This window comes from Paenibacillus sp. FSL H3-0329 (assembly GCF_037963285.1).
GTDB lineage: Bacteria > Bacillota > Bacilli > Paenibacillales > Paenibacillaceae > Paenibacillus_AQ > Paenibacillus_AQ odorifer.
On sequence record NZ_CP150150.1, the window covers coordinates 2,638,432 to 2,657,665 of the forward strand.

The 19,234-nt window shown below is 45.1% G+C and carries 15 protein-coding genes; 14 read left to right on the top strand and 1 reads right to left on the bottom strand.

Translation table 11 applies throughout. The features are described 5' to 3' along the window. Positions 1 to 106 precede the first annotated feature (106 nt). The 4 genes from NSQ66_RS11360 to NSQ66_RS11375 all read left to right on the top strand — a co-directional run bounded on the left by NSQ66_RS11360 (position 107) and on the right by NSQ66_RS11375 (position 4,048). Positions 107 to 640 (top strand): AAA family ATPase, encoded by a 534-nt coding sequence (locus NSQ66_RS11360; RefSeq protein ID WP_076142367.1) that lies wholly within the window; start codon positions 107 to 109, stop codon positions 638 to 640. 373 nt (positions 641 to 1,013) lie between these two features. Then, the gene (locus tag NSQ66_RS11365) at positions 1,014 to 1,457 is read left to right on the top strand and encodes a GNAT family N-acetyltransferase (RefSeq protein ID WP_076142366.1); all 444 of its coding nucleotides are present in this window, start codon (positions 1,014 to 1,016) and stop codon (positions 1,455 to 1,457) included. 31 nt (positions 1,458 to 1,488) lie between these two features. Continuing rightward, entirely contained in the window at positions 1,489 to 1,980 is a 492-nt protein-coding gene (locus tag NSQ66_RS11370; RefSeq protein ID WP_076142365.1) for a DinB family protein, read from the top strand. Between the two features lie 88 nt (positions 1,981 to 2,068). Next, positions 2,069 to 4,048 (top strand): CotH kinase family protein, encoded by a 1,980-nt coding sequence (locus tag NSQ66_RS11375; protein WP_076142364.1) that lies wholly within the window; start codon positions 2,069 to 2,071, stop codon positions 4,046 to 4,048. Positions 4,049 to 4,120: 72 nt separating this feature from the next. On the opposite strand, the gene NSQ66_RS11380 is transcribed toward NSQ66_RS11375, so the two are convergent. Further along, entirely contained in the window at positions 4,121 to 5,815 is a 1,695-nt protein-coding gene (locus NSQ66_RS11380; protein ID WP_036683466.1) for an ABC transporter substrate-binding protein, read from the bottom strand. Between the two features lie 112 nt (positions 5,816 to 5,927). Here NSQ66_RS11380 and NSQ66_RS11385 point away from each other — a divergent pair, with 112 nt between their 5' ends. The 10 genes from NSQ66_RS11385 to NSQ66_RS11430 all read left to right on the top strand — a co-directional run bounded on the left by NSQ66_RS11385 (position 5,928) and on the right by NSQ66_RS11430 (position 19,208). Next, positions 5,928 to 7,439, top strand: a complete 1,512-nt coding sequence (locus NSQ66_RS11385; RefSeq protein WP_076142363.1) for a DUF4173 domain-containing protein — start codon at positions 5,928 to 5,930, stop codon at positions 7,437 to 7,439. Between the two features lie 24 nt (positions 7,440 to 7,463). After that, complete coding sequence (locus tag NSQ66_RS11390) at positions 7,464 to 7,988, top strand: hypothetical protein (RefSeq protein WP_076100731.1); 525 nt, start codon at positions 7,464 to 7,466, stop codon at positions 7,986 to 7,988. A gap of 94 nt (positions 7,989 to 8,082) precedes the next feature. Next, a complete protein-coding gene (locus NSQ66_RS11395; protein WP_036683474.1) occupies positions 8,083 to 8,781 on the top strand; it encodes a cyclic nucleotide-binding domain-containing protein in 699 nt (232 codons plus the stop codon). A gap of 161 nt (positions 8,782 to 8,942) precedes the next feature. Continuing rightward, positions 8,943 to 10,637 carry a methyl-accepting chemotaxis protein gene (locus tag NSQ66_RS11400; RefSeq protein WP_076100730.1) on the top strand — a complete coding sequence of 565 codons (1,695 nt, stop codon included), beginning with the start codon at positions 8,943 to 8,945 and terminating at the stop codon, positions 10,635 to 10,637. A 266-nt stretch (positions 10,638 to 10,903) separates the two neighbouring features. After that, positions 10,904 to 14,806: a discoidin domain-containing protein gene (locus NSQ66_RS11405; RefSeq protein WP_339279691.1), complete on the top strand. Its 3,903-nt coding sequence runs from the start codon at positions 10,904 to 10,906 to the stop codon at positions 14,804 to 14,806. A 147-nt stretch (positions 14,807 to 14,953) separates the two neighbouring features. Beyond that, positions 14,954 to 15,874, top strand: a complete 921-nt coding sequence (gene cysK, locus NSQ66_RS11410; RefSeq protein ID WP_038570052.1) for a cysteine synthase A — start codon at positions 14,954 to 14,956, stop codon at positions 15,872 to 15,874. A gap of 20 nt (positions 15,875 to 15,894) precedes the next feature. Next, positions 15,895 to 16,788, top strand: coding sequence for a hypothetical protein (locus NSQ66_RS11415; protein ID WP_076100728.1), 894 nt, complete (start codon positions 15,895 to 15,897; stop codon positions 16,786 to 16,788). Between the two features lie 241 nt (positions 16,789 to 17,029). Continuing rightward, positions 17,030 to 17,848, top strand: a complete 819-nt coding sequence (locus NSQ66_RS11420; protein WP_036683484.1) for a histidine kinase — start codon at positions 17,030 to 17,032, stop codon at positions 17,846 to 17,848. Further along, a complete protein-coding gene (locus NSQ66_RS11425; RefSeq protein WP_038570057.1) occupies positions 17,845 to 18,504 on the top strand; it encodes a response regulator transcription factor in 660 nt (219 codons plus the stop codon). The genes NSQ66_RS11420 and NSQ66_RS11425 overlap by 4 nt, the downstream gene beginning before the upstream one ends. A gap of 62 nt (positions 18,505 to 18,566) precedes the next feature. Then, positions 18,567 to 19,208 carry a DUF1775 domain-containing protein gene (locus tag NSQ66_RS11430; RefSeq protein ID WP_051491292.1) on the top strand — a complete coding sequence of 214 codons (642 nt, stop codon included), beginning with the start codon at positions 18,567 to 18,569 and terminating at the stop codon, positions 19,206 to 19,208. The last annotated feature ends 26 nt before the right edge of the window (positions 19,209 to 19,234 follow it).

The window sequence follows — 19,234 nt, forward strand, 5'->3', positions numbered from 1 at the left end:
ATAAATGGACTGCTTTGCTTCATTAGAGAGCAGTCTATTTGTTTTTATATTTGGAGGGAAATTGCCTTAATTGCAACTTTAAATCCACTTAAAGGTGAGGGAATGTATGAGAAGAATTCATATTATGGGAGCCTCAGGCGTAGGAACGAGTACATTAGGTTACGAATTAGCTAAAGTGTTGCCACATGTCCAGTTGGACAGTGACGACTATTTTTGGGAGCATAAATTCACTAAGCAACGTGAGGTCAATGCGCGATTAGCGAAACTTACAAACGATTTGACCCATATGGAGCCTTGGATTCTAAGTGGTGCGGTATGTGGCTGGGGAGATGGCCTTCGACCATTATTCGATTTGGTTATTTTTCTAGGACTTCCACCGGAAATTCGTTTAGATAGATTAAGAGCCAGAGAGTACGAGAGATATGGTGATCATATTTTGCCTGGAGGAAGTAAATACGAAGCGTATCAGACCTTTATGGAGTGGGCGGCATTATATGATGTTGCTGGAGTTGAAGTCAGGAGCAAAGTGCTGCATGAGGAATGGATGTCCGCACTGGAATGTCCTATTTTACGAATAGAGGAAGATTTATCGGTTGGAGAGCGTGTTGAGATCGTGCTCAGATATTTACAAATGGCATAGGAGGAACTTTTGGTCGGCGGAATATATTCAACAGGCTACAGAAGAATTCAGCAATAATGTTGAGGGAGTCAAAGGTGAGTTAAAGTCCGTACATTCTGGGATTGGTGCGTAGAGTGGGATGGACAGATGGATGAATTCGAGTTGATAGTTCGTAAATAATGGGGCTATGAAGAAGATTAAGCTGCATCCATTTTATGTGGCTAGTGCTGGGGCGGATGGCTTGGTATTATGGGCATTCTTCTTTTATGAAGATGTTGGCACAGCAGTTGGTCCAAAGAGGTTATAATTGAAAGCGTATATCTCATCCACGGAATGGTGGACTGTATGTGTATGAGCAGGGCTGTTAATTTAAAAGAAAGCAGGATGAACAATCATGGTTGATATTAAAGAAATAGAAATGGAATCTCTTCCTGAACTGGGGAATTTATATCAAGAGCTGATGAATAAACCGTCTGACTTTAATAAGCTTGAAGAAGTGTTTAAAGTGGTTAAGGCGGATAACCGGTACATTCTATTGGGTGCTTTTGTAGAGGGGGAGTTACTAGGGTCTTTGATGGGCATCGTGTGTCAGGACTTAGTGGGGGACTGCAAACCGTTTATGGTGATTGAGAATGTGGTCGTTTCAGCGCGGGCACGTCGTCAAGGCGTCGGCAAAAAACTTATGAACGCCATTGAACAAGCGGCCCGGGAAAGAGACTGCTATTATATTATTTTAGTCTCCGGTGAGCAGCGGAAGGAAGCGCATGTGTTCTATGAATCGTTAGGTTATAGAGATGAAAAGGTAGAAGGATACCGAAAACATTTAAGTTCCCATTAAAAAGTACAACAACTTTCTAGGAGGTTTTTATTTGCAGACATTTTTTCAATATAACTGGATGGTCCGCGAACAATGGTATGAGTGGTGTGCAAATATTTCTGAGGAGGAGCTGCTTGCAATACGTATAGGTGGTGTAGGCAGTATACTCAAGACGCTTTCTCACATTGTGGATGTGGAGTGGAGCTGGATTCAAGTATTGCAAGGAAAACCGGATTTCCAAGAGGATTTTGAGCAGTACAAGACTTTGCAGCAAGTACGAGAATTGGATGCAAAATTCCACACAGAGGTGGAACCCTTTGTAACGGCTTGGCATGAGGGGCTGGAGCAGAGGATTTTTGAGGATCACCTTCCGGATGGCAGGATCGTGACCGATGCCTGGGGTGAGGTAATGCGCCATGTGATTGCTCATGAGATTCATCATGTCGGGCAATTATCGGTCTGGGCCAGAGAGATCGGAAAACCGCCGGTTTCAGCTAATCTGATTGGCAAAGGGCTGATAAACAGCCTGCCTGGCAAAGCTTAGACAAGCTATTCAGCGTATATTCAGATTCATATTTTACAATCTCCTTGAACTGCGAAAACATAAATCTGTACTTCAAGGAGGATTACACATGGTGAAGAAGAAAAATTTGCTGAGAAAGTTCATGGCAGTTACACTAAGTCTTGCTATCGTCTCAACGGCGTTTGGAGTTGCTGGAAACACGCCCGTAGTTAGTGCGGCGGATGCAGGTGTAACGAAAGCGTATGAATCCCTGTTCGCGGGTGACAGAATCATTGATGTTAAAGTAACGATTGATGATGCGGATTGGAAAAGTATATTAGCAAGTCCCCTCGAAAAAGAATACAAAAAAGTTAAGGTTGAAGTTGACGGGAATGTTGTTGAAAATGTTGGATTTTCTACTAAAGGGAATCTGACGTTAAAATCGGTAGCCAGTATGACAGACTCGGACAGATACAGCTTCCGGCTGAAATTTGATAAATATGATAAGAAGCAAACGTTACTTGGTCTTGATAAAATGGTACTGAACAACAATTTTTCGGACCCTTCGTATATTCGTGAATATTTACATTACGAAGCGCTCCGTTCTGTTGGTGTGGATGCACCTTTGACTGTGTTCACCAATCTGTATATCAACGGAGAATTATATGGTTTTTATGTAGGTGTGGAAGCGATAGATGACAGCTACCTGGAACGTACCTATGGAGAAACTTATGACGAAGGTGTTCTGTATGATACAGAAGAAAAAAGTTATCTGCAGTACAAAGAAGACAGTGACTACGAAACGATAACTTATGATACAGGTAAAGAAGATGATAAAGCTTCGTTAAAGAACTTCATCAAGGTACTGAATGAGATGCCTGCCGGTGTGAAGGGTTCTATTGAAAGTGTGCTAGATGTGGATTCGGCCCTGAAGTATATCGCCGCTAATGCTGTATTGGGTAACTATGACAGCTATAACGGGGATAAAGGTCATAATTATATGTTGTACGGGGATGCATCCGGTAAATTTAGTGTACTTCCATGGGACATGAACATGTCCTTTAACGGGTATTCTGGTGGCGGAGGCGGCAGAGCAGGTACAACAGCTGCTGCAGGCACAACTTCTACATCGGCAACAACCATTGCAGCCAATAGCAACGCAGTAACTGCATCAATTGATAATCCTACACTTGGGATAAGTTTAGATCAGGTCCCAATGATTGCTAATCTGTTGGAAGTGCCTGAATATAAGACTAAATACCTGAAATATGTATCTGAGCTGGTTGATTATTTGGAAGGAATTCAGAGCAGAATTACTGAATTGGCTACCTTAATTAAACCTTACGTTCAAGCAGACCCAACCAAATTTTATACCATGGAACAATTTGAAAGTAATGTTACTTATTCAGCAACAGGTGAGATGGGTGGTAGTGGAGGAATGACTCCACCAGCTGGGATGGAAGGCATGACACCTCCTGAAGGGATGGAGGGCATGACACCTCCGGATGGAACGACACCGCCAGCACGTCCTGATAATACAGGGACTGCGACTGATGGTAATCCTACACCTCCAACAGGTAACGCTGGAGGCGGGGGACAAGGTATGGGCACAATGGCTGCAGGTTCGATTATGACCTTTGCGCTGAACAGACTTGCTAATCTGCAAGGCCAGCTAGGACTTAACGTCACACCTCTACCCTCTGTAACTACTACACCATCAACAACTAATCCGAACACGACGGGCACTAACGGAATATCTGTACTTTTAAACGGAACAGCGGTCAGCTTTGCAGATCAGCTTCCTGTGAATAAGAATGGCCGGGTGCTTGTGCCAGTGAATGCAATCTTTAATGCTCTGGGTGCTACAGTAACCATGGATCAAACGACTAAGAAAATCACCGCAGTAAAAGACAATACAACGATCGTAATGGCCATTGGCAGCAAGACTGCTTACATCAATGGCAAAGCGCTCACACTCGACGTTCCTCCGCAAATTATCGGAAATCGGACATTAGTTCCGGTTAGATTTATTTCCGAGGGATTGAATATGGATGTGAAGTGGGATGCGGGGACTTCTACAGTTACAGCTACGACTAAAACAGCAGCTTAATAATTAGGCTTTATCGCGTATGCGGAAATCCGGGGCAAGCTCTGGATTTCCGCATTTTTTAATTCAAGCAGATCAACTCGTGCTGCTGCTAGAGAGCAGTGGCGGAAACCAGACATGACGAAGATCGACCCAACCCTGGCTATTGAAGCTAACCCCGCGGACAGAGGGGAGATAAGCTGTCTGAGTGGGCTTTTCATACAAAATATGTAGGTGGTGTTCTTTAATCAGACGGTTCTCGATGATACTGAAACTTTCCGCTCGGGCCACCGGATTAGGTTCGCGCGCGATGGTATACAGCCAGCCTTCTATATCCGCCCGGGTATACGGTTCAATATGCTGGGAGAGCGTAAGGTATAGATCAAATAAACGAAGTTGTTCATCCTCATCACGGAATAGTGAGAAAACAATCAGGTCAGATTCCAGCCGAATCGGACCTTTAAATTCCTCTGGAGACACGGAAATGACATTGCATTTATAACCTTGTTGCTCTAGTCTAGTGGCAATAAAATCAGCATCGCCAGCATATTGTGGAATCGTAGAGATTTGCAACGTGATTTCTTGATCTTTTATCGCTTCTTGCTCGATGGACGCTGAATCGTCTTTTAAACAGGAGACTATTTTTGCCCGAAGCAGGGGATCGCTTAGCGGTCCCTTTTTTTGCGTATTGCAGGTGACGAATTTCCGAATGGAAGACTCCGAATGAATTCGGCTCCAGGTCGAAGAACTGGCGGATGAGGGGTTTTGAATCACGTGAAAAGCAGAACCCGTATCAGAGGATGACGTTTCGGTATCCCACGGGACATAAAGGATTTCAACCCGATCTAAATGAGCCCGTCCTTGAAAATAATAAGGAAAAACCTCCAGCACACAAGTGTCCTCGGTCATGTCCACAACCTTAAAGGGGCCAGTCCCCACGGGTCTACGGCCAAAGCTCTGCTCATCTATTCCTTCTAAATCACGCGGTACAATTGCGGCTCTGCTCGTGCACAAAAATGGCAGAAATAGTTCATTAGGCTGCTTAAGCGTAATTTGAACGGTAGATGGATTTAATGCGGTGACCCGCTGGATTTCTTTGAAAATATAGCTATAGAGTGTCCGTTTAGAGGTTCGCATCAACCGTCCCAGGGAATAGACTACATCCTTGGCTGTAAGCACTTTTCCATGATGGAATAACACCTCTTTGCGCAGAAAAAAAGTCCAGAGCGTCCGGCTCTCATCGACTTCCCAGGCGTGAGCCAGACAGGGAACAATTTTGTCCCGTTCACCGCTTCTTTTCACTAACCCGTCGAAAACATGGCTGGAAACAAATGACTCTGCCAGCAAATTCATATATAACGGATCGAAGGTATGTAGCTGCTGGGTAATGGGCAGGCGGAGAGTATCAATTTGTTTGTCACTACGAATTTCAGAATGATGCCCAAAATAGGTCAGCAGCCAACCCTGTAGTGTATCCTGCAGTGAGGTGGAGCTGGCATGGGTTTTGATGCCTTCTATAGCGTGGTGGACATCTTTGCGGCTAATCGCCTGCATCATGGATTGAAGGGCAATTTCTTCGGAGGGAACAAGAAATTGCAGCAAAGAGCGGCTTCCTCGCCCACGCTTAGGCGTCCATTTGATCCATTCCTGCAACATCATTTTATTCACAATATGCATGGCATTGCGGTGTGTACAGCCGAAAATCAATGCCAACTCATCCATCGTCACTGAGATTTCTGTGGCTCCCCCAAAATGAGATTGCAGCTTTAAAAATTGGCTATGCAGCTTCATTGTTTTGGTTCCTTTCGGAAAATAGGAAATTATAAATAAATTCTTTCTCTTTTTTTTCTTATTTTATCACGTAAAATAAGGATGAGAAAGTAAGAAAATGGGGGTAATTACCATGACCGAGGAAATGGAAACGGGAACGGGACTTAGGCTTAATCGATCACTTGCTGCTTTGCTTGCTGCGTTCTTACTGGCAATAGTTCATCAGTATTTATTTTATGGAAAGCTGGCGGGCCTATCGTATCCAATCTTTGTGTGTCTGTTCTATGCGTTCATGCTTTATTATGCCAAGGCTAAAATCCGCAAGCTCAACAAATTCAGTTACTTCTGGTTTGGAGCGATTTTTCTACTTTCATTAACCTATTTATTCTTTCATAATTTTTTCTTCTTTGGGCTGAACCTGCTGGTGATCCCGGTGTTGATTTTATTACATATGACTTATTTGCTTAGTGATAAACGGCCGGCTTGGAGCCGGCTTGGATTAGTGGGGAACACGCTGGAGCATGTGCTTCCACAGAATTTCCGCCATTGTAGCACTGTGTTTACGATCATTAAAAGGACTGGCGGCAGTAAAATGAAGGACGAGCGTAAGCAGGTCATGGGGAAAGTGCTGATAGGACTTGCGATCTCTTTTCCAATATTGCTGGTTGTGGTTACTCTGCTGTCCTCAGCGGACGGAGTGTTTCATCATGTACTGCTGGCGCTGCCGAATGTGCTGGATCGGATTTCATTTGGGGAAGGTTTTGTGCGGGTGCTGTGGATTATCCTGCTGGGCATGGGCTTGTTCGGCTTAGTGTGGGGGTATGTGGATTCGAAAATCTATGACTGGAATATGCAGCCTAAGGAATATGGTCCAGTGCTGGCGCCTGTAAGCTTTAAAATGGATCCGATAATTATGACGACGATTCTTATAGCCATTAACACGGTATATGTATTGTTTGTTTTCGTACAGTTTTCTTACTTGTTTGGAGCATGGGAAGGGATTTTACCAGAGGGCAGCTCATATGCTGATTACGCACGTAGTGGATTTTTTGAGCTGATTATGGTGGCTGCGATTAATTTCGTGATTTTGCTGCTGGCTTTGGTATCGGAAGGAAATAGAAGTGGAGGGCTGCAAAAATTTATTAATGTCCTGCTCTACATTCTGGTTGGTTGCTCGACAGTGATGCTATATTCCGCCTATACCCGTCTGACTCTATATGAAGAGGTGTACGGCTATACCACGACTCGGTTTTTAGTGCATGCATTTATGATATTTATGGGCTTATTGTTGGTGGTTGCAGCCTTACGGATAGCTGTTCAGCGTGTTCCATTGGCGAAATGTTATATTGTGCTGGGCTTGATCTCCTACGTCGTCATGAACTATATCGGGATGGATGTTATTATCGCTAATAAAAATATGGATCGTTATGCGGCAAGTGGTAAATTGGACGCCAATTATTTGGTCCGTTTATCTCCGGAGGTCATCCCTTCTCTGATAAGGTTTAGTGAACAGGAAGATGGGATGCTGGATGATTTTTTAAAGAATGAATGGAGAGAACTCAATAAGCGTGAGCGGGCCTGGCAGTCGTTCAATTTCCCGCAATATCTGGCGCAGCGTGAGCTGGCTGAATATTTTGCACAGTAAAGGTAAGAAGAAGGTGTGAGGTCAGTGAGGAAGAAGCCATTTAAAAGAGGCTGGTCATTTATCATCATTTTTATTACGGTAGGTTTAAGTTACGGGATCTATCATATCTATTTATACAATGCGCCCAAACAAAATCATTACTCGCGTGTTTCCAGCACCAATCTTGAACAGGAAAGTCTGGGCGGCATTCAGCTGCTTCTAAGCCTTGATTCAATTGCTAGGGAACCTAAGCCAAATAATGATATAGAGCGGTATCAGTATTATGATCTGGGCCACGAGACAACAATAGCCACAGCACGTGGCGATGATAAAATTATTTTAATCAGCGTCTATTCCGATCATACGATGAGTACGGCAAGAGATATTCATGTTGGAGCTTCAGCAGACGAAGTGATCAAGGCTTATGGCACTTCTTATTATAAAAGAGGGGAGCAAGGGGCTGAGATTATCGGATACGTGGATAAAATCAACCATCGGAGTATTGAATTTTGGCTGCAGGATCAGAAGGTAGATATGATTCGTTATTGTGTGGATTCTGTTGTAATGTAAAGTGTCATAGGAAAACCTCATTAAAAAGGACATATGTCCTTTTTTTGTGGGGTATTCTAAATTACACTGGAGCAAACAATAGAGGGGGCACTACATGCAGACGATAAATGACCGTGAGGCTGTCCGTGCCTTGGCAGTGAAGAACGGTCTGGACGGAATATTTAGCCCGCTGGTAACGCATAAAATGGAGTTGAGACGTTACGCGGATGAAGAAAAGCTGTGTCTGGTTGGCGATCAATTGGATGGAATGTTCATATTGGTTGAGGGCAAGCTCAAAATTCAGACCTTGCTGCCAAATGGCAAATCTATGCTGGTGCGGTTTACAAATCCGATATCTGTGATTGGGGATGTAGAGCTGCTTCACCGGTTCCCTGTTAAGAATCAAGTGGAGTCTGTGGGTGAGAGCTTGATTCTTTTTGCAGGGAGAAGACTACTCCTGAGAGAGCTTGAGGAAAATACAGCGTTGTTACGTTTTCTCGTCGGAGAACTTAGTCACAAATTGCATACGCTCGGTCAAGCCTCCGCACTTAACCTGTTGTATCCTGTGGAGAATCGATTTGCCAGTTATTTAATGTCTTTGTTCGCAGATAAAAACGGTGACCGGCGAGTGGAGGAGATTCGGACCTCAAGTCTTATTGAAACAGCAGAATTGCTCGGCACAAGCTATCGGCATCTTAATCGAATCGTACGTCGTTTTATTGATGAAGGAATCATTACACGAAATCGTGGACGCTTAAGTGTACTGGATGAATCGAAGCTGGCAGAGCTGGCTAACGGAAATTTATACGAATAAAAAGATCTCAAAAGACCATTAGTTCCTGCCCTCGGCCGGAAATAGGGGTCTTTTTGTTTTTTTAAGCAAACATTCAGTTCAAATTCAGAGAGGCTTAAGGGAGAGCTAGTAGGATAAAAGTACCAAATAGACCTACATACATATAGAGATGAGGAAAAACGATGGTGAAAAGTATCCGTGGGAAAATAGTCTTAGGATTTACTGCTGTGATTATAGTCTTTCTAGTGGCGATAGCCGGAAACACATTGTTTCAGGGGAAGGTTACCCAATTGACAGATCAGGTTAATCGTAACTGGGACAAGCTGTCACTTGTTCAAGGCTTAACGGATAAGATTCGTACCGCAGATGAGCTGGGTGCTCGTTATGTGATGAGCAACACAGATGATGAGCGGAATTCCTATCTGGCGCAGTATGAAGAAATGCTCCCATTGATTGAAAATGCTATTACAGAGCTGGAGAGTGCCCGATTAAGTGAAGCTGAGTTAAAGGGTGTAACTGAGCTGAAGAGCAAATGGAATGATTATTTGATCGTTCTGAAGGAAGCTTTTGCTTTAGCTAAGGAAGGCAACTTCCCGGAAGCGCAAAAGAAATTCACGGACCTATCATTAGACGCTATGATAGAATCTCAGATTGTGTTTCAGAACATGCTCATGGAGGAAATAGAGAATGGACAAAGCCTGGCAAATTCGCATCGTAATAACGCTTTGATTACTAGCTTTGGTGTGACCGGATTGTCGGTAGTGCTCGCGGTGACCCTTGCGCTGCTAATTTCTGGACGGATTATTAAACCGCTTCGTGATGTGAACACGCAGTTGAAGGAAATTGCAGATGGGGATGCCGATCTTACGCGCAAATTAAGTGTTCGTTCTAAAGATGAGATTGGTGAACTGGCGTTTAACTTTAATAAAATGACAGATAATCTGGGCACGATGATTGAACAGGTGAAGTTATCGGCAAATAGTCTCGCGAATTCCTCTACAAAGCTTAGGTCAGATAGTGGAGTGACGGCAGGCGCCACAGAACGAATATCGGATTTTATGGGTGAAATCGCTACCGGAACAGCCAAACAGATGAATGATTTGCAGACCAATACGATTACAATCTCAGAAATATCACTAGGAATCGGCCAAATTGCTGCCAGTGTCCAGGACATCTCGGAAGCCTCCCATCGCTCTGCGGCATTTGCCATTACAGGAGATGAATCCCTTCAGGCCGCTGGGCAGCAAATGGAATCGATTAATCACTCCATACAATCTTTATCACAGCAGGTCCAAGGTTTTGTGAATCGATCTCAGGAGATTGGCAGTATTGTAGGAGTCATAAAAGGGATCGCTTCGCAGACGAATATGCTGGCCCTAAATGCGACGATTGAGGCAGCTCGTGCTGGTGAGCAAGGTAGAGGTTTCGCTGTGGTTGCCGATCAGGTCCGCAAGCTGGCAGAGCAGTCCGCGGAATCCGCCAATCAAATTGCAGAAATGGCGACTGGGATCCAAAGTGAAGCAGATGATGCCATGAAGGTGATGATGAGCAGCATGCGTGAAGTAAAGGGAGGTACGGAGATTATCGAAGAAGCGGGACGATCGTTCGGTGAGATTCGATTATCTATAGATTCACTCGCCGAACAGGTTCAGGAAGTATCTGGAGCCGTGGAGGAGATTACGGCGGCTGCGGATGAGATTGTAGAGTCAATTCGTAACGTTACGCAAATCTCGGAAACAACCGCTGCGAGTACTCAGCATGTGTCGGCAGCCTCGCAAGAGCAAATGGCTTCGGTCGAACAAATTGCATCCTCTGCAAGTGAATTAAGTACAATGGCGCATGGACTGCAAGGGTTGGTAGCTAGATTTAATGTATAACATGAAGCTTCGGAGAGTTAAGGGGCAATATAGTCCCCTTGTCCTCTCCGGGGCTTTTTTTGTTGAACGTAATATCCCACATACAAAGCATAGAAATTGCCATCGACGGCCATCTACGTATAACTTATATTATTAGCGTTATTAGTTAGCTTGTATCCGTAATTCATCACTTCAAATGTAGGAGGCGAATGTCTATAAAACTACTAATTTGAAAGCGCATCCTTTCTGCTTCATAGCTCCACAAAACTTTGGGAGGTGGTTATTCAATGATAGCAGCTTTTAAAAGATTTACCGGGAAGACGGCAGTACTTTATTGTTTAATTGTTATATTATGCATAGGTCAGTTAACGTTATATCCCTCGGTGAGTTTAGCTGCGGGGAATTTAGCCCAAGGGAAGACTATTACTTCAAGCTCGTTCGGTGATGTATACGTAGCAGCCAATGCTAATGACGGCAGCCAAGGAACGTATTGGGAGAGCGCAAGCGGTGTTTTTCCGCAATGGATTAAAGTGGATTTAGGGGCAGCAAGCAGCGTGAATCAGGTTGTGCTAAAGCTGCCAACGAATTGGGAAACAAGAACTCAAACGTTAGCGGTGCAAGGGAGTACAGATGATGCAGCTTACAATAACTTAGTAGATTCCGCCAATTATACATTTAATCCAACGAGTGATTCCAATACAGTGACCATCAGCTTTACAGCTGCGAATGTCAGATATGTTAAACTGAATTTCACATCCAATACGGTCTGGCCAGCAGCACAGTTAGCGGAATTTGAGGTTCATGGTAATACAACTACAACTCCATCCTCAGGATATGAAGCGGAGAATGCCGCATTATCCGGTGGTGCCAAGGTTAACACGGATCATACAGGTTATACAGGTACAGGATTTGTTGATGGTTACCTAAATCAAGGTGCTGCGACTGCATTTAGCGTTAATGTGGCTTCTGCTGGTAACTATGATGCTACATTAAGATTTTCAAATGCATCAGGCAGTACAAAAACCATCAGTGTTTATGTGAATGGAACTAAAATTAAGCAAATCTCACTTGCGAATCTGGCCAATTGGAATACTTGGTCAACAAAGATTGAGACGCTGGCTCTGAATGCTGGCACTAACACGATTACTTATAAGTACGATGCAGGAGACACTGGAAATGTGAATCTAGATAATTTGAACGTCACTCCAGCTTCTGCGACAACACCAACGCCGACGGCAACTCCAACACCAACGGCAACACCTACCTCAACTCCAACGGTAACACCAACACCGACACCGACGGTAACTCCTACGCCAACACCGACAGTAACACCTACACCAACTCCAACGGTAACACCGACCCCGACACCAACAGTTACACCAACGCCTGGGGCGGGTTCCAATCTGGCTTTGAACAAAAGCATCAACGCTTCCTCTTCCGTCTTTACCTTTGTTCCTGCAAATGCGAATGACGGTGATGTAACTACTTACTGGGAAGGAGCAGGAGGAAGTTATCCCAATACATTATCTGTAAACCTGGGGAGTAATGCCGATATTACATCCATTGTCCTCAAACTGAATCCATCATCGGCCTGGTCCACACGTACTCAGACTATTCAAGTGCTTGGGCATAATCAGAATACAACAGCCTTTACTAGTCTTGTGCCAGCAACCGTGTATACTTTTAATCCGGCAACCGGCAATACGGTCACTATTCCGGTAACGGCCACGGCTAGTGAAGTACAGTTGAAGATTACCACCAATACTGGTTCAACCGCTGGACAAATCGCTGAATTCCAAGTGATGGGTGCACCAGCTGCTAATCCGGATTTGGCGATAACCGGTCTTACATGGTCACCTTCAGCTCCAGTAGAGACCAATGCCATTACTTTAAATGCAACGGTAAAAAATATTGGAACATTAGCTTCCACAGCGACTAATGTAAATTTCTACTTGGGCAGCACACTTGTAGGTACTAGCCCAGTGGGGGCATTAGCGGCTGGCGCATCTACGAACGTCACTTTAAATATGGGCGTAAAGGATGCAGCTACCTATACATTAACTGCAAAGGTTGACGAGAATAATACGGTTATTGAATTGAACGAAGGCAATAACAGCTTCACTAGTCCAAATTCTCTTATTATTGCTCCCGTATCCAGTTCTGATCTAGTAGCTTCCCCAGTTAGCTGGACACCAAGCAATCCAGCAGGCGGCAATGTGGTCAGCTTCTCGGTGGCAATTAAGAATCAAGGGACGGCAGCATCCGCAGGGGGTGCGCATAACATAACCTTGAAGGTTCTGGATGCTACTACGAATGCTGTACTCCAAACCTTAACTGGAACCTATAACGGCGTGATTGGCAGTGGAGTAACAGCGCCTCCTGTTAGCCTTGGCACTTGGACAGCAGCTAATGGCAAATATACTGTGAAGACCGAAATTGCCGTAGACACTAATGAGCTGCCAGTTAAACAAGCCAACAATATTCAAACACAGTCTCTTTTTGTAGGTCGTGGAGCCAATATGCCTTACGACATGTATGAGGCTGAGGAGGGCGTGATTGGTGGCGGGGCTGTGAAGCTTACTGCTAATCGGACCATTGGAGATCTTGCGGGTGAGGCTTCAGGCAGAAGAGCAGTTACACTGAATACTACAGGCAGTTATGTAGAATTCACTACTAAGGCTGACACTAATACACTGGTCACCCGCTTCTCGATTCCAGATTCGGCGAGTGGAGACGGTACGAATGCTACACTGAACATCTATGTGAACGGAGTTTATACCAAGGCGATTAATCTGACCTCTAAATATGCATGGCTGTACGGTTCAGAGATAAGTCCCGGCAATTCACCAAGCGCGGGCTCTCCGCGGCATATTTATGATGAAGCCAACATTATGTTCGACAGCACGATTCCGAAAGGTAGTACGATTCGACTGCAAAAGGATGTGGCAAATACCTCGCAGTATGCCATTGATTTCATCAGTCTGGAGCAGGTTTCACCGATTGCCAATCCAGATCCGGCCAAATATACGGTCCCAGCCGGCTTTACACATCAGGATGTGCAAAATGCGCTAGATAAAGTACGCATGGATACGACCGGAAATCTCGTAGGTGTGTATTTGCCAGCAGGTAACTATCAGACCTCCAGTAAATTTCAAGTCTATGGAAAAGCAGTGAAGATCATTGGTGCAGGCCCATGGTATACGAGATTCTACGCTCCAACGAATCAGGAGAATACGGATATCGGTTTCCGGGCAAGCGATACTGCTAATGGCTCTACTTTTGCGAATTTTGCTTACTTTGGGAACTACACATCACGTATTGATGGTCCGGGTAAAGTATTTGATTTCTCCAATGTGGCAAATATTACGATCGATAACATCTGGACCGAACATCAGGTGTGTATGTACTGGGGAGCTAATACGGATTACATGGTGATCAAAAACTCCCGTATCCGCAACACCTTCGCTGACGGCATCAATATGACGAATGGCAGCACGAATAATCTCGTATCCAATATTGAGGCACGGGCTACAGGGGATGATAGCTTTGCATTGTTTTCGGCTATTGATTCCGGTGGTGCAGATATGAAGGATAATATTTATGAGAATCTCACTTCAATCTTAACCTGGCGGGCAGCAGGTGTAGCCGTCTATGGCGGATATGCCAATACCTTCCGCAACATTTATATTGCCGACACGCTTTGCTATTCTGGAATTACGATCAGCTCACTTGACTTCGGGTATCCAATGAACGGCTTTGGCGCTTCACCGACAACGAATTTTGAGAATATTTCCATTGTTCGTGCAGGTGGACATTTCTGGGGGGCACAGACCTTCCCGGCAATCTGGGTATTCTCAGCCTCTAAGGTATTCCAAGGCATTCGTGTCAGTGATGTGGATATCATTGATCCAACCTATCATGGTATCATGTTCCAGACCAACTATGTCGGCTCCGCGCCGCAGTTCCCAGTGACAGATACCATCTTCACGAATGTCACAATTTCCGGTGCGCAAAAGAGTGGAGATGCTTTTGACAGCAAATCCGGAGTGGGCATCTGGGTAAATGAAGCGGCTGAGGCTGGGCAAGGTCCTGCCAGAGGGTCAGCCACCTTTAACAATCTGAAAATTACCAACACGGTAACGAATATTAAAAATAATACGTCTACTTTTACGATTAACGTTAATCCGTAAAAATAAAGCTGCCAATACTGAACAGCCGTCTCCCGCTTTCGTGGGGGGCGGTTGTTTTCAGGTTGCAGAAACCAAGGGTTCTGAATCGACAGGAGGTGCTGCTCACGTTACAATAATGGAAGGTACAGAAATGAAGGAGGCTCTAAAATGACATCCTTAGTGGTTAACAATATAACAGAGCTGATTGGGAATACACCGGTTGTAAGATTAAATCGGCTGACTAGCCCCCAAGATGCAGAACTATATGTGAAGCTGGAGCTTTTTAATCCAAGTGGCAGTGTAAAAGACCGGGCAGCTTATAATCTAATCCTGCAAGCCGAGCTAGCAGGTTTGTTGAAGCCGGGCGGGACGATCATTGAGCCGACTAGTGGAAATACAGGGATAGGATTAGCGATGAATGCCGCGGCAAAAGGGTATAAAGCGATTCTTGTCATGCCTGATAATATGACCAAGGAACGAATTAATATTCTAAAGGCTTATGGTGCGGATGTTGTGCTGACGCCGGCAGCAGAACGGATGCCGGGAGCTATAGCAAAAGCGATTGAGCTGGGAAAAGAAGTGGAGAACAGTTTTATTCCACAGCAATTCGAGAACAAAGCCAACCCTGATATTCACCGGACAACGACCGCTCTGGAAATCTTGGAGCAAATGGAAGGTAAGCTGGATGTGTTTGTTGCTTCATCAGGAACTGGGGGCACGATAACTGGAACCGGTGAGGTTTTGCGTGAGCATCTACCTGATATCCGGATTCTTGTGGTTGAGCCGCAAGGCTCGCCCGTATTATCTGGAGGAAAGCCAGGACCACATAAGCTGGTAGGAACGAGTCCGGGCTTTGTGCCCGCAATTTTGAATACACAGGTCTACGATGACATCGTTCAGGTCGCGGATGAAGCTGCCTTGGAGACGGTAAGAAGGCTGGCTGCAAAAGAAGGAATTCTGCTGGGTCCATCCGGTGGTGCCACTGTATGGGCGGCGTTGCAGGAAGCGCGTCGTCTTGGGGCTGGCAAACGCGTGCTTTGCATTGCACCTGACACAGGGGAACGGTATCTTAGTATGGGAATATTTTAGTTTCGTCTGGAGGAATGGGAATGAATAAGCTCAGTGTGAGTTTTCTTATTGTTCTACTGCTGGCGGGCTGCTCAGGCACTAACAAGCCAACCCCTTCTCCAAGTGCAGAGCCAACACCAACGGCAAGCATGCAGCAGCCAGAAGCTTATCTGGAAGCTGGAAAGCTGAAGGCGAATTTTGGTTTTGCAGATGAGTCTGGCAAGAGCATCTTAGTCACCGGGCAGGAAAAAGGGCTGGATGCGCAAATGCAACAATTGAATGAGGCGATCGGTGATCATGGGCAAGTGCTAAAAGTGAAATTGAATAAATGGCAGGAGGGTACGGAGAACAGTAATGGCCGGGAGATGGCTCACAATTTTGTGAATCTGCCAGGGTATCTTTATACGGTTGAAGAGGGGAATGCGACTCCTGATGAGACCTATTACCTGACGGATCAGGCAGAGTTTAATACGAATGCGCTAATCTCTGTTAAGCCTACGGAGGTTAAGCAAGCCTCGCTAAATGTTGCAGAAAATGTGCGGCAGAATATTGTTTCTGCAAAAAATCGTGAAGTAGAGCATATTTGGAAACTTGCTGACCTGTCTGGTGAACGGCAACTGTATCTCGTTCAATTCATTAGGCAGGATCAGGATATGTTATTCAGTCTCGTGCTGGAAGACAAGGTCGGGCTTACCTTTATGGATTATCCGGCTGTCATTCAAGGCGATGAATTTTCCGTCTGGAGAGTGGATGATGGTGGGGAAGTCATACCAGAGATGTTCTCTATTCTTTTTGCGGCGGAAACCGCTGAAGGCCCATTACTCGGTATGGAGTGGTGGGGAGCGGAAGGCGTAAATACATTTTTCCTGAAAAAAGAGGGAGATGTTTTTAAAGAAATGGACATTCAATACGGACGCTACACATCACCACTATAACTGGGATGCAGATACATCGAAGGATGTATCTTTTTTTTGCTACAATATAAGAAAGTATAAATTTTCACTATATATTGCTTATAATATTATGAAGGGTAGCATTAATTTTTTAAAATACTTAAATTTGTAACAATAAGAACTTTAAATAGCCCGATCGAGTCATGTAGCAGAATTGTGACGGTGATATTGTTAATCATAAGATGTACGGGAGGGGACAGCAACGTATAACCGAATCAAGTACATGATCCTGTTACTGCCAACGCTAATGGTAGGGATCTGGGAGGTCGTGCGCCATCAGTTTCTAATGCCTTATATTTCGATGGATCTGGGGAATTATTTGACACCTGTCCTCGTATTTTTGTTCACTCTTGTATTGCTCGTCCCTATGTTTTCGCTTATGGAGCGGAATCAGCGGGAGCTGGAGCAGGAACGTGCGCTCAAAGAGGCAATGAAAGCCCGGGAAGGGCTAGCTAAGGAACTGCATGATGGGATGGCGCAATCTTTATTTCTTTTATCTGTCAAAATAGATCGTCTGGAAGCAAGCCGCAGGAATGGGGAAGTCAGCGAAGAAAATGTGGATCAGATCAAAAAGACCGTCCACGAGGTGAACCGTTATGTTCGGCAGGCGATCGCCAATCTGAAGGTACCAGTGTCTGAGCAGCACTCTTTTTCATTGGAACAGTCGGTTAAAGATCAGCTTGCTCAAATGGCTAACGAGATTATGATTGAAGTTTCCTTGGATTGGAGTCTACAGGATGAAGCCCTCTCTCCTTCGGAAAAAGCAGAGCTGCTATCTTGTATCCGAGAGGCTATTATTAATGTGCGTAAGCATACAAGAGCGGCGAAGGTTTCTATCACGGGTGCAGGCACTGAGAAAAACTGGAGCGTGGCGATTGTCGACAATGGCGAAGGATTTCAGCATGACCCTTTTGAGGTAAACGGAAGTTACGGCCTTCAGATCATGAAGGAACGTGTCGAAGGAATGGGTTGGAAGCTTCAGGTGATCTCCGGCAATACGGGGACAAATGTGGAAATTACGAAAGGAGGGGGAAGTTTATGAGCCGGTACCGGGTTTTGGTTGTGGATGATCATGCGCATGCGCGTGAGGCGATGTGTGAGATTTTGTCCATGGATGATAGTTTTGAGGTCATTGGTGTAGTGGAGAGTGGTCCTGAGGCGATCGCGTTCACGGCCCAGTGGATGCCTGATCTCATTCTTATCGACATTCAGATGCCGGAGATGGACGGGCTGGAGACTACTCGCCGGATCAAGCAGGAATATCCCTATGTCAAAATCGTTATCGTTACGGTATCGGACGAAATTTCCCACCTCCTCGAAGCGCTGAAGCAAGGCGCACAAGGGTACTTATTGAAGAATCTGGCACCTTCCACCTGGATTGAATATTTGCAAGCCATTGTGAATGAAGAAGCACCGCTAAGCCGGGAGCTGGCTTTTCAAATCCTGAAAGAATTTACCGTTCCTTCAGTAACAGACGAAGGAGAGTCATTGACGGCAAGGGAGAAGGAGATTTTAAGCTGTGTGTCTTCCGGATCGACGAATAAAGAGATTGCCATAAGCCTGTCGATTTCGGAGCATACCGTAAAAAACCATCTGAAAAACATCCTTCAAAAGCTTCAACTCCAAAATCGTACGCAGCTGACGCGTTATGCTCTGGAGCAGGGGCTTGCTTCACGTAAACGTGATTTTCCGCGGTAAATATGAGGATAGAGATGAAAGAAAAAATGATAAAATTACTTAAGGAAAGAGGCACTCTAACTATGAACAGATTATCTCGCAAAATAATGACACTATTCGCACCAGCCGCTGCAACACTTCTGTTGTTCGCAGCCGTGGCAAGCGCACACGTAACCGTGGCACCAGCACAATCCAGTACCGGAGCATGGGAGACTTACACACTTAAAGTCCCTTCAGAAAAAGATGTAGCGACTGTACAAGTTGATCTACGTATCCCGGCAGGTGCCGAGTTCAAGCAATATGAGGCTACACCGGGCTGGGATGTTACCATTGAGGGGAACAAAGTTAGCTGGATAGCTAATGGAGAAGGAATTAAAGCAGGACAATTCCAACGTTTCTATTTCACAGCGAAGAACCCTGATACTGCAGGTGACATTGCTTGGGATGCTTATCAGCATTATGCCGATGGCAGCTTGGTGCAGTGGTCTGGTGAGGCAGGAACAGAAAGTCCGCATTCTATTACTTCGATTGTGCAAGCCTCCGGTGGGAATGAACATTCTCACGGTTCCAGTGACAATGGCATGAGTATGGAAGAACATAATGCCATCATGGAAAGCGAGAACAACTCAACCAGTGTCAACCCAATGGTCTATATCGCATTAGGGATCTCTTTACTAGCCTTTTTAATAGCAACCATAAGTATATTGCGCGGGCGGAAAGAGTAAGCGGGAACTAGTTGTGATACAAGAAT

What these genes read in the sequence shown, in the direction of transcription:
- NSQ66_RS11430 (WP_051491292.1), top strand. Translation starts at nt 18,567, where the DNA reads ATGAACAGATTATCTCGCAAAATAATGACACTATTCGCACCAGCCGCT.
- NSQ66_RS11385 (WP_076142363.1), top strand. Translation starts at nt 5,928, where the DNA reads ATGACCGAGGAAATGGAAACGGGAACGGGACTTAGGCTTAATCGATCA.
- NSQ66_RS11420 (WP_036683484.1), top strand. Translation starts at nt 17,030, where the DNA reads ATGATCCTGTTACTGCCAACGCTAATGGTAGGGATCTGGGAGGTCGTG.
- NSQ66_RS11360 (WP_076142367.1), top strand. Translation starts at nt 107, where the DNA reads ATGAGAAGAATTCATATTATGGGAGCCTCAGGCGTAGGAACGAGTACA.
- NSQ66_RS11365 (WP_076142366.1), top strand. Translation starts at nt 1,014, where the DNA reads ATGGTTGATATTAAAGAAATAGAAATGGAATCTCTTCCTGAACTGGGG.
- NSQ66_RS11405 (WP_339279691.1), top strand. Translation starts at nt 10,904, where the DNA reads ATGATAGCAGCTTTTAAAAGATTTACCGGGAAGACGGCAGTACTTTAT.
- NSQ66_RS11395 (WP_036683474.1), top strand. Translation starts at nt 8,083, where the DNA reads ATGCAGACGATAAATGACCGTGAGGCTGTCCGTGCCTTGGCAGTGAAG.
- NSQ66_RS11380 (WP_036683466.1), bottom strand. Translation starts at nt 5,815, where the DNA reads ATGAAGCTGCATAGCCAATTTTTAAAGCTGCAATCTCATTTTGGGGGA.
- NSQ66_RS11400 (WP_076100730.1), top strand. Translation starts at nt 8,943, where the DNA reads ATGGTGAAAAGTATCCGTGGGAAAATAGTCTTAGGATTTACTGCTGTG.
- NSQ66_RS11425 (WP_038570057.1), top strand. Translation starts at nt 17,845, where the DNA reads ATGAGCCGGTACCGGGTTTTGGTTGTGGATGATCATGCGCATGCGCGT.
- cysK (WP_038570052.1), top strand. Translation starts at nt 14,954, where the DNA reads ATGACATCCTTAGTGGTTAACAATATAACAGAGCTGATTGGGAATACA.
- NSQ66_RS11375 (WP_076142364.1), top strand. Translation starts at nt 2,069, where the DNA reads ATGGTGAAGAAGAAAAATTTGCTGAGAAAGTTCATGGCAGTTACACTA.
- NSQ66_RS11415 (WP_076100728.1), top strand. Translation starts at nt 15,895, where the DNA reads ATGAATAAGCTCAGTGTGAGTTTTCTTATTGTTCTACTGCTGGCGGGC.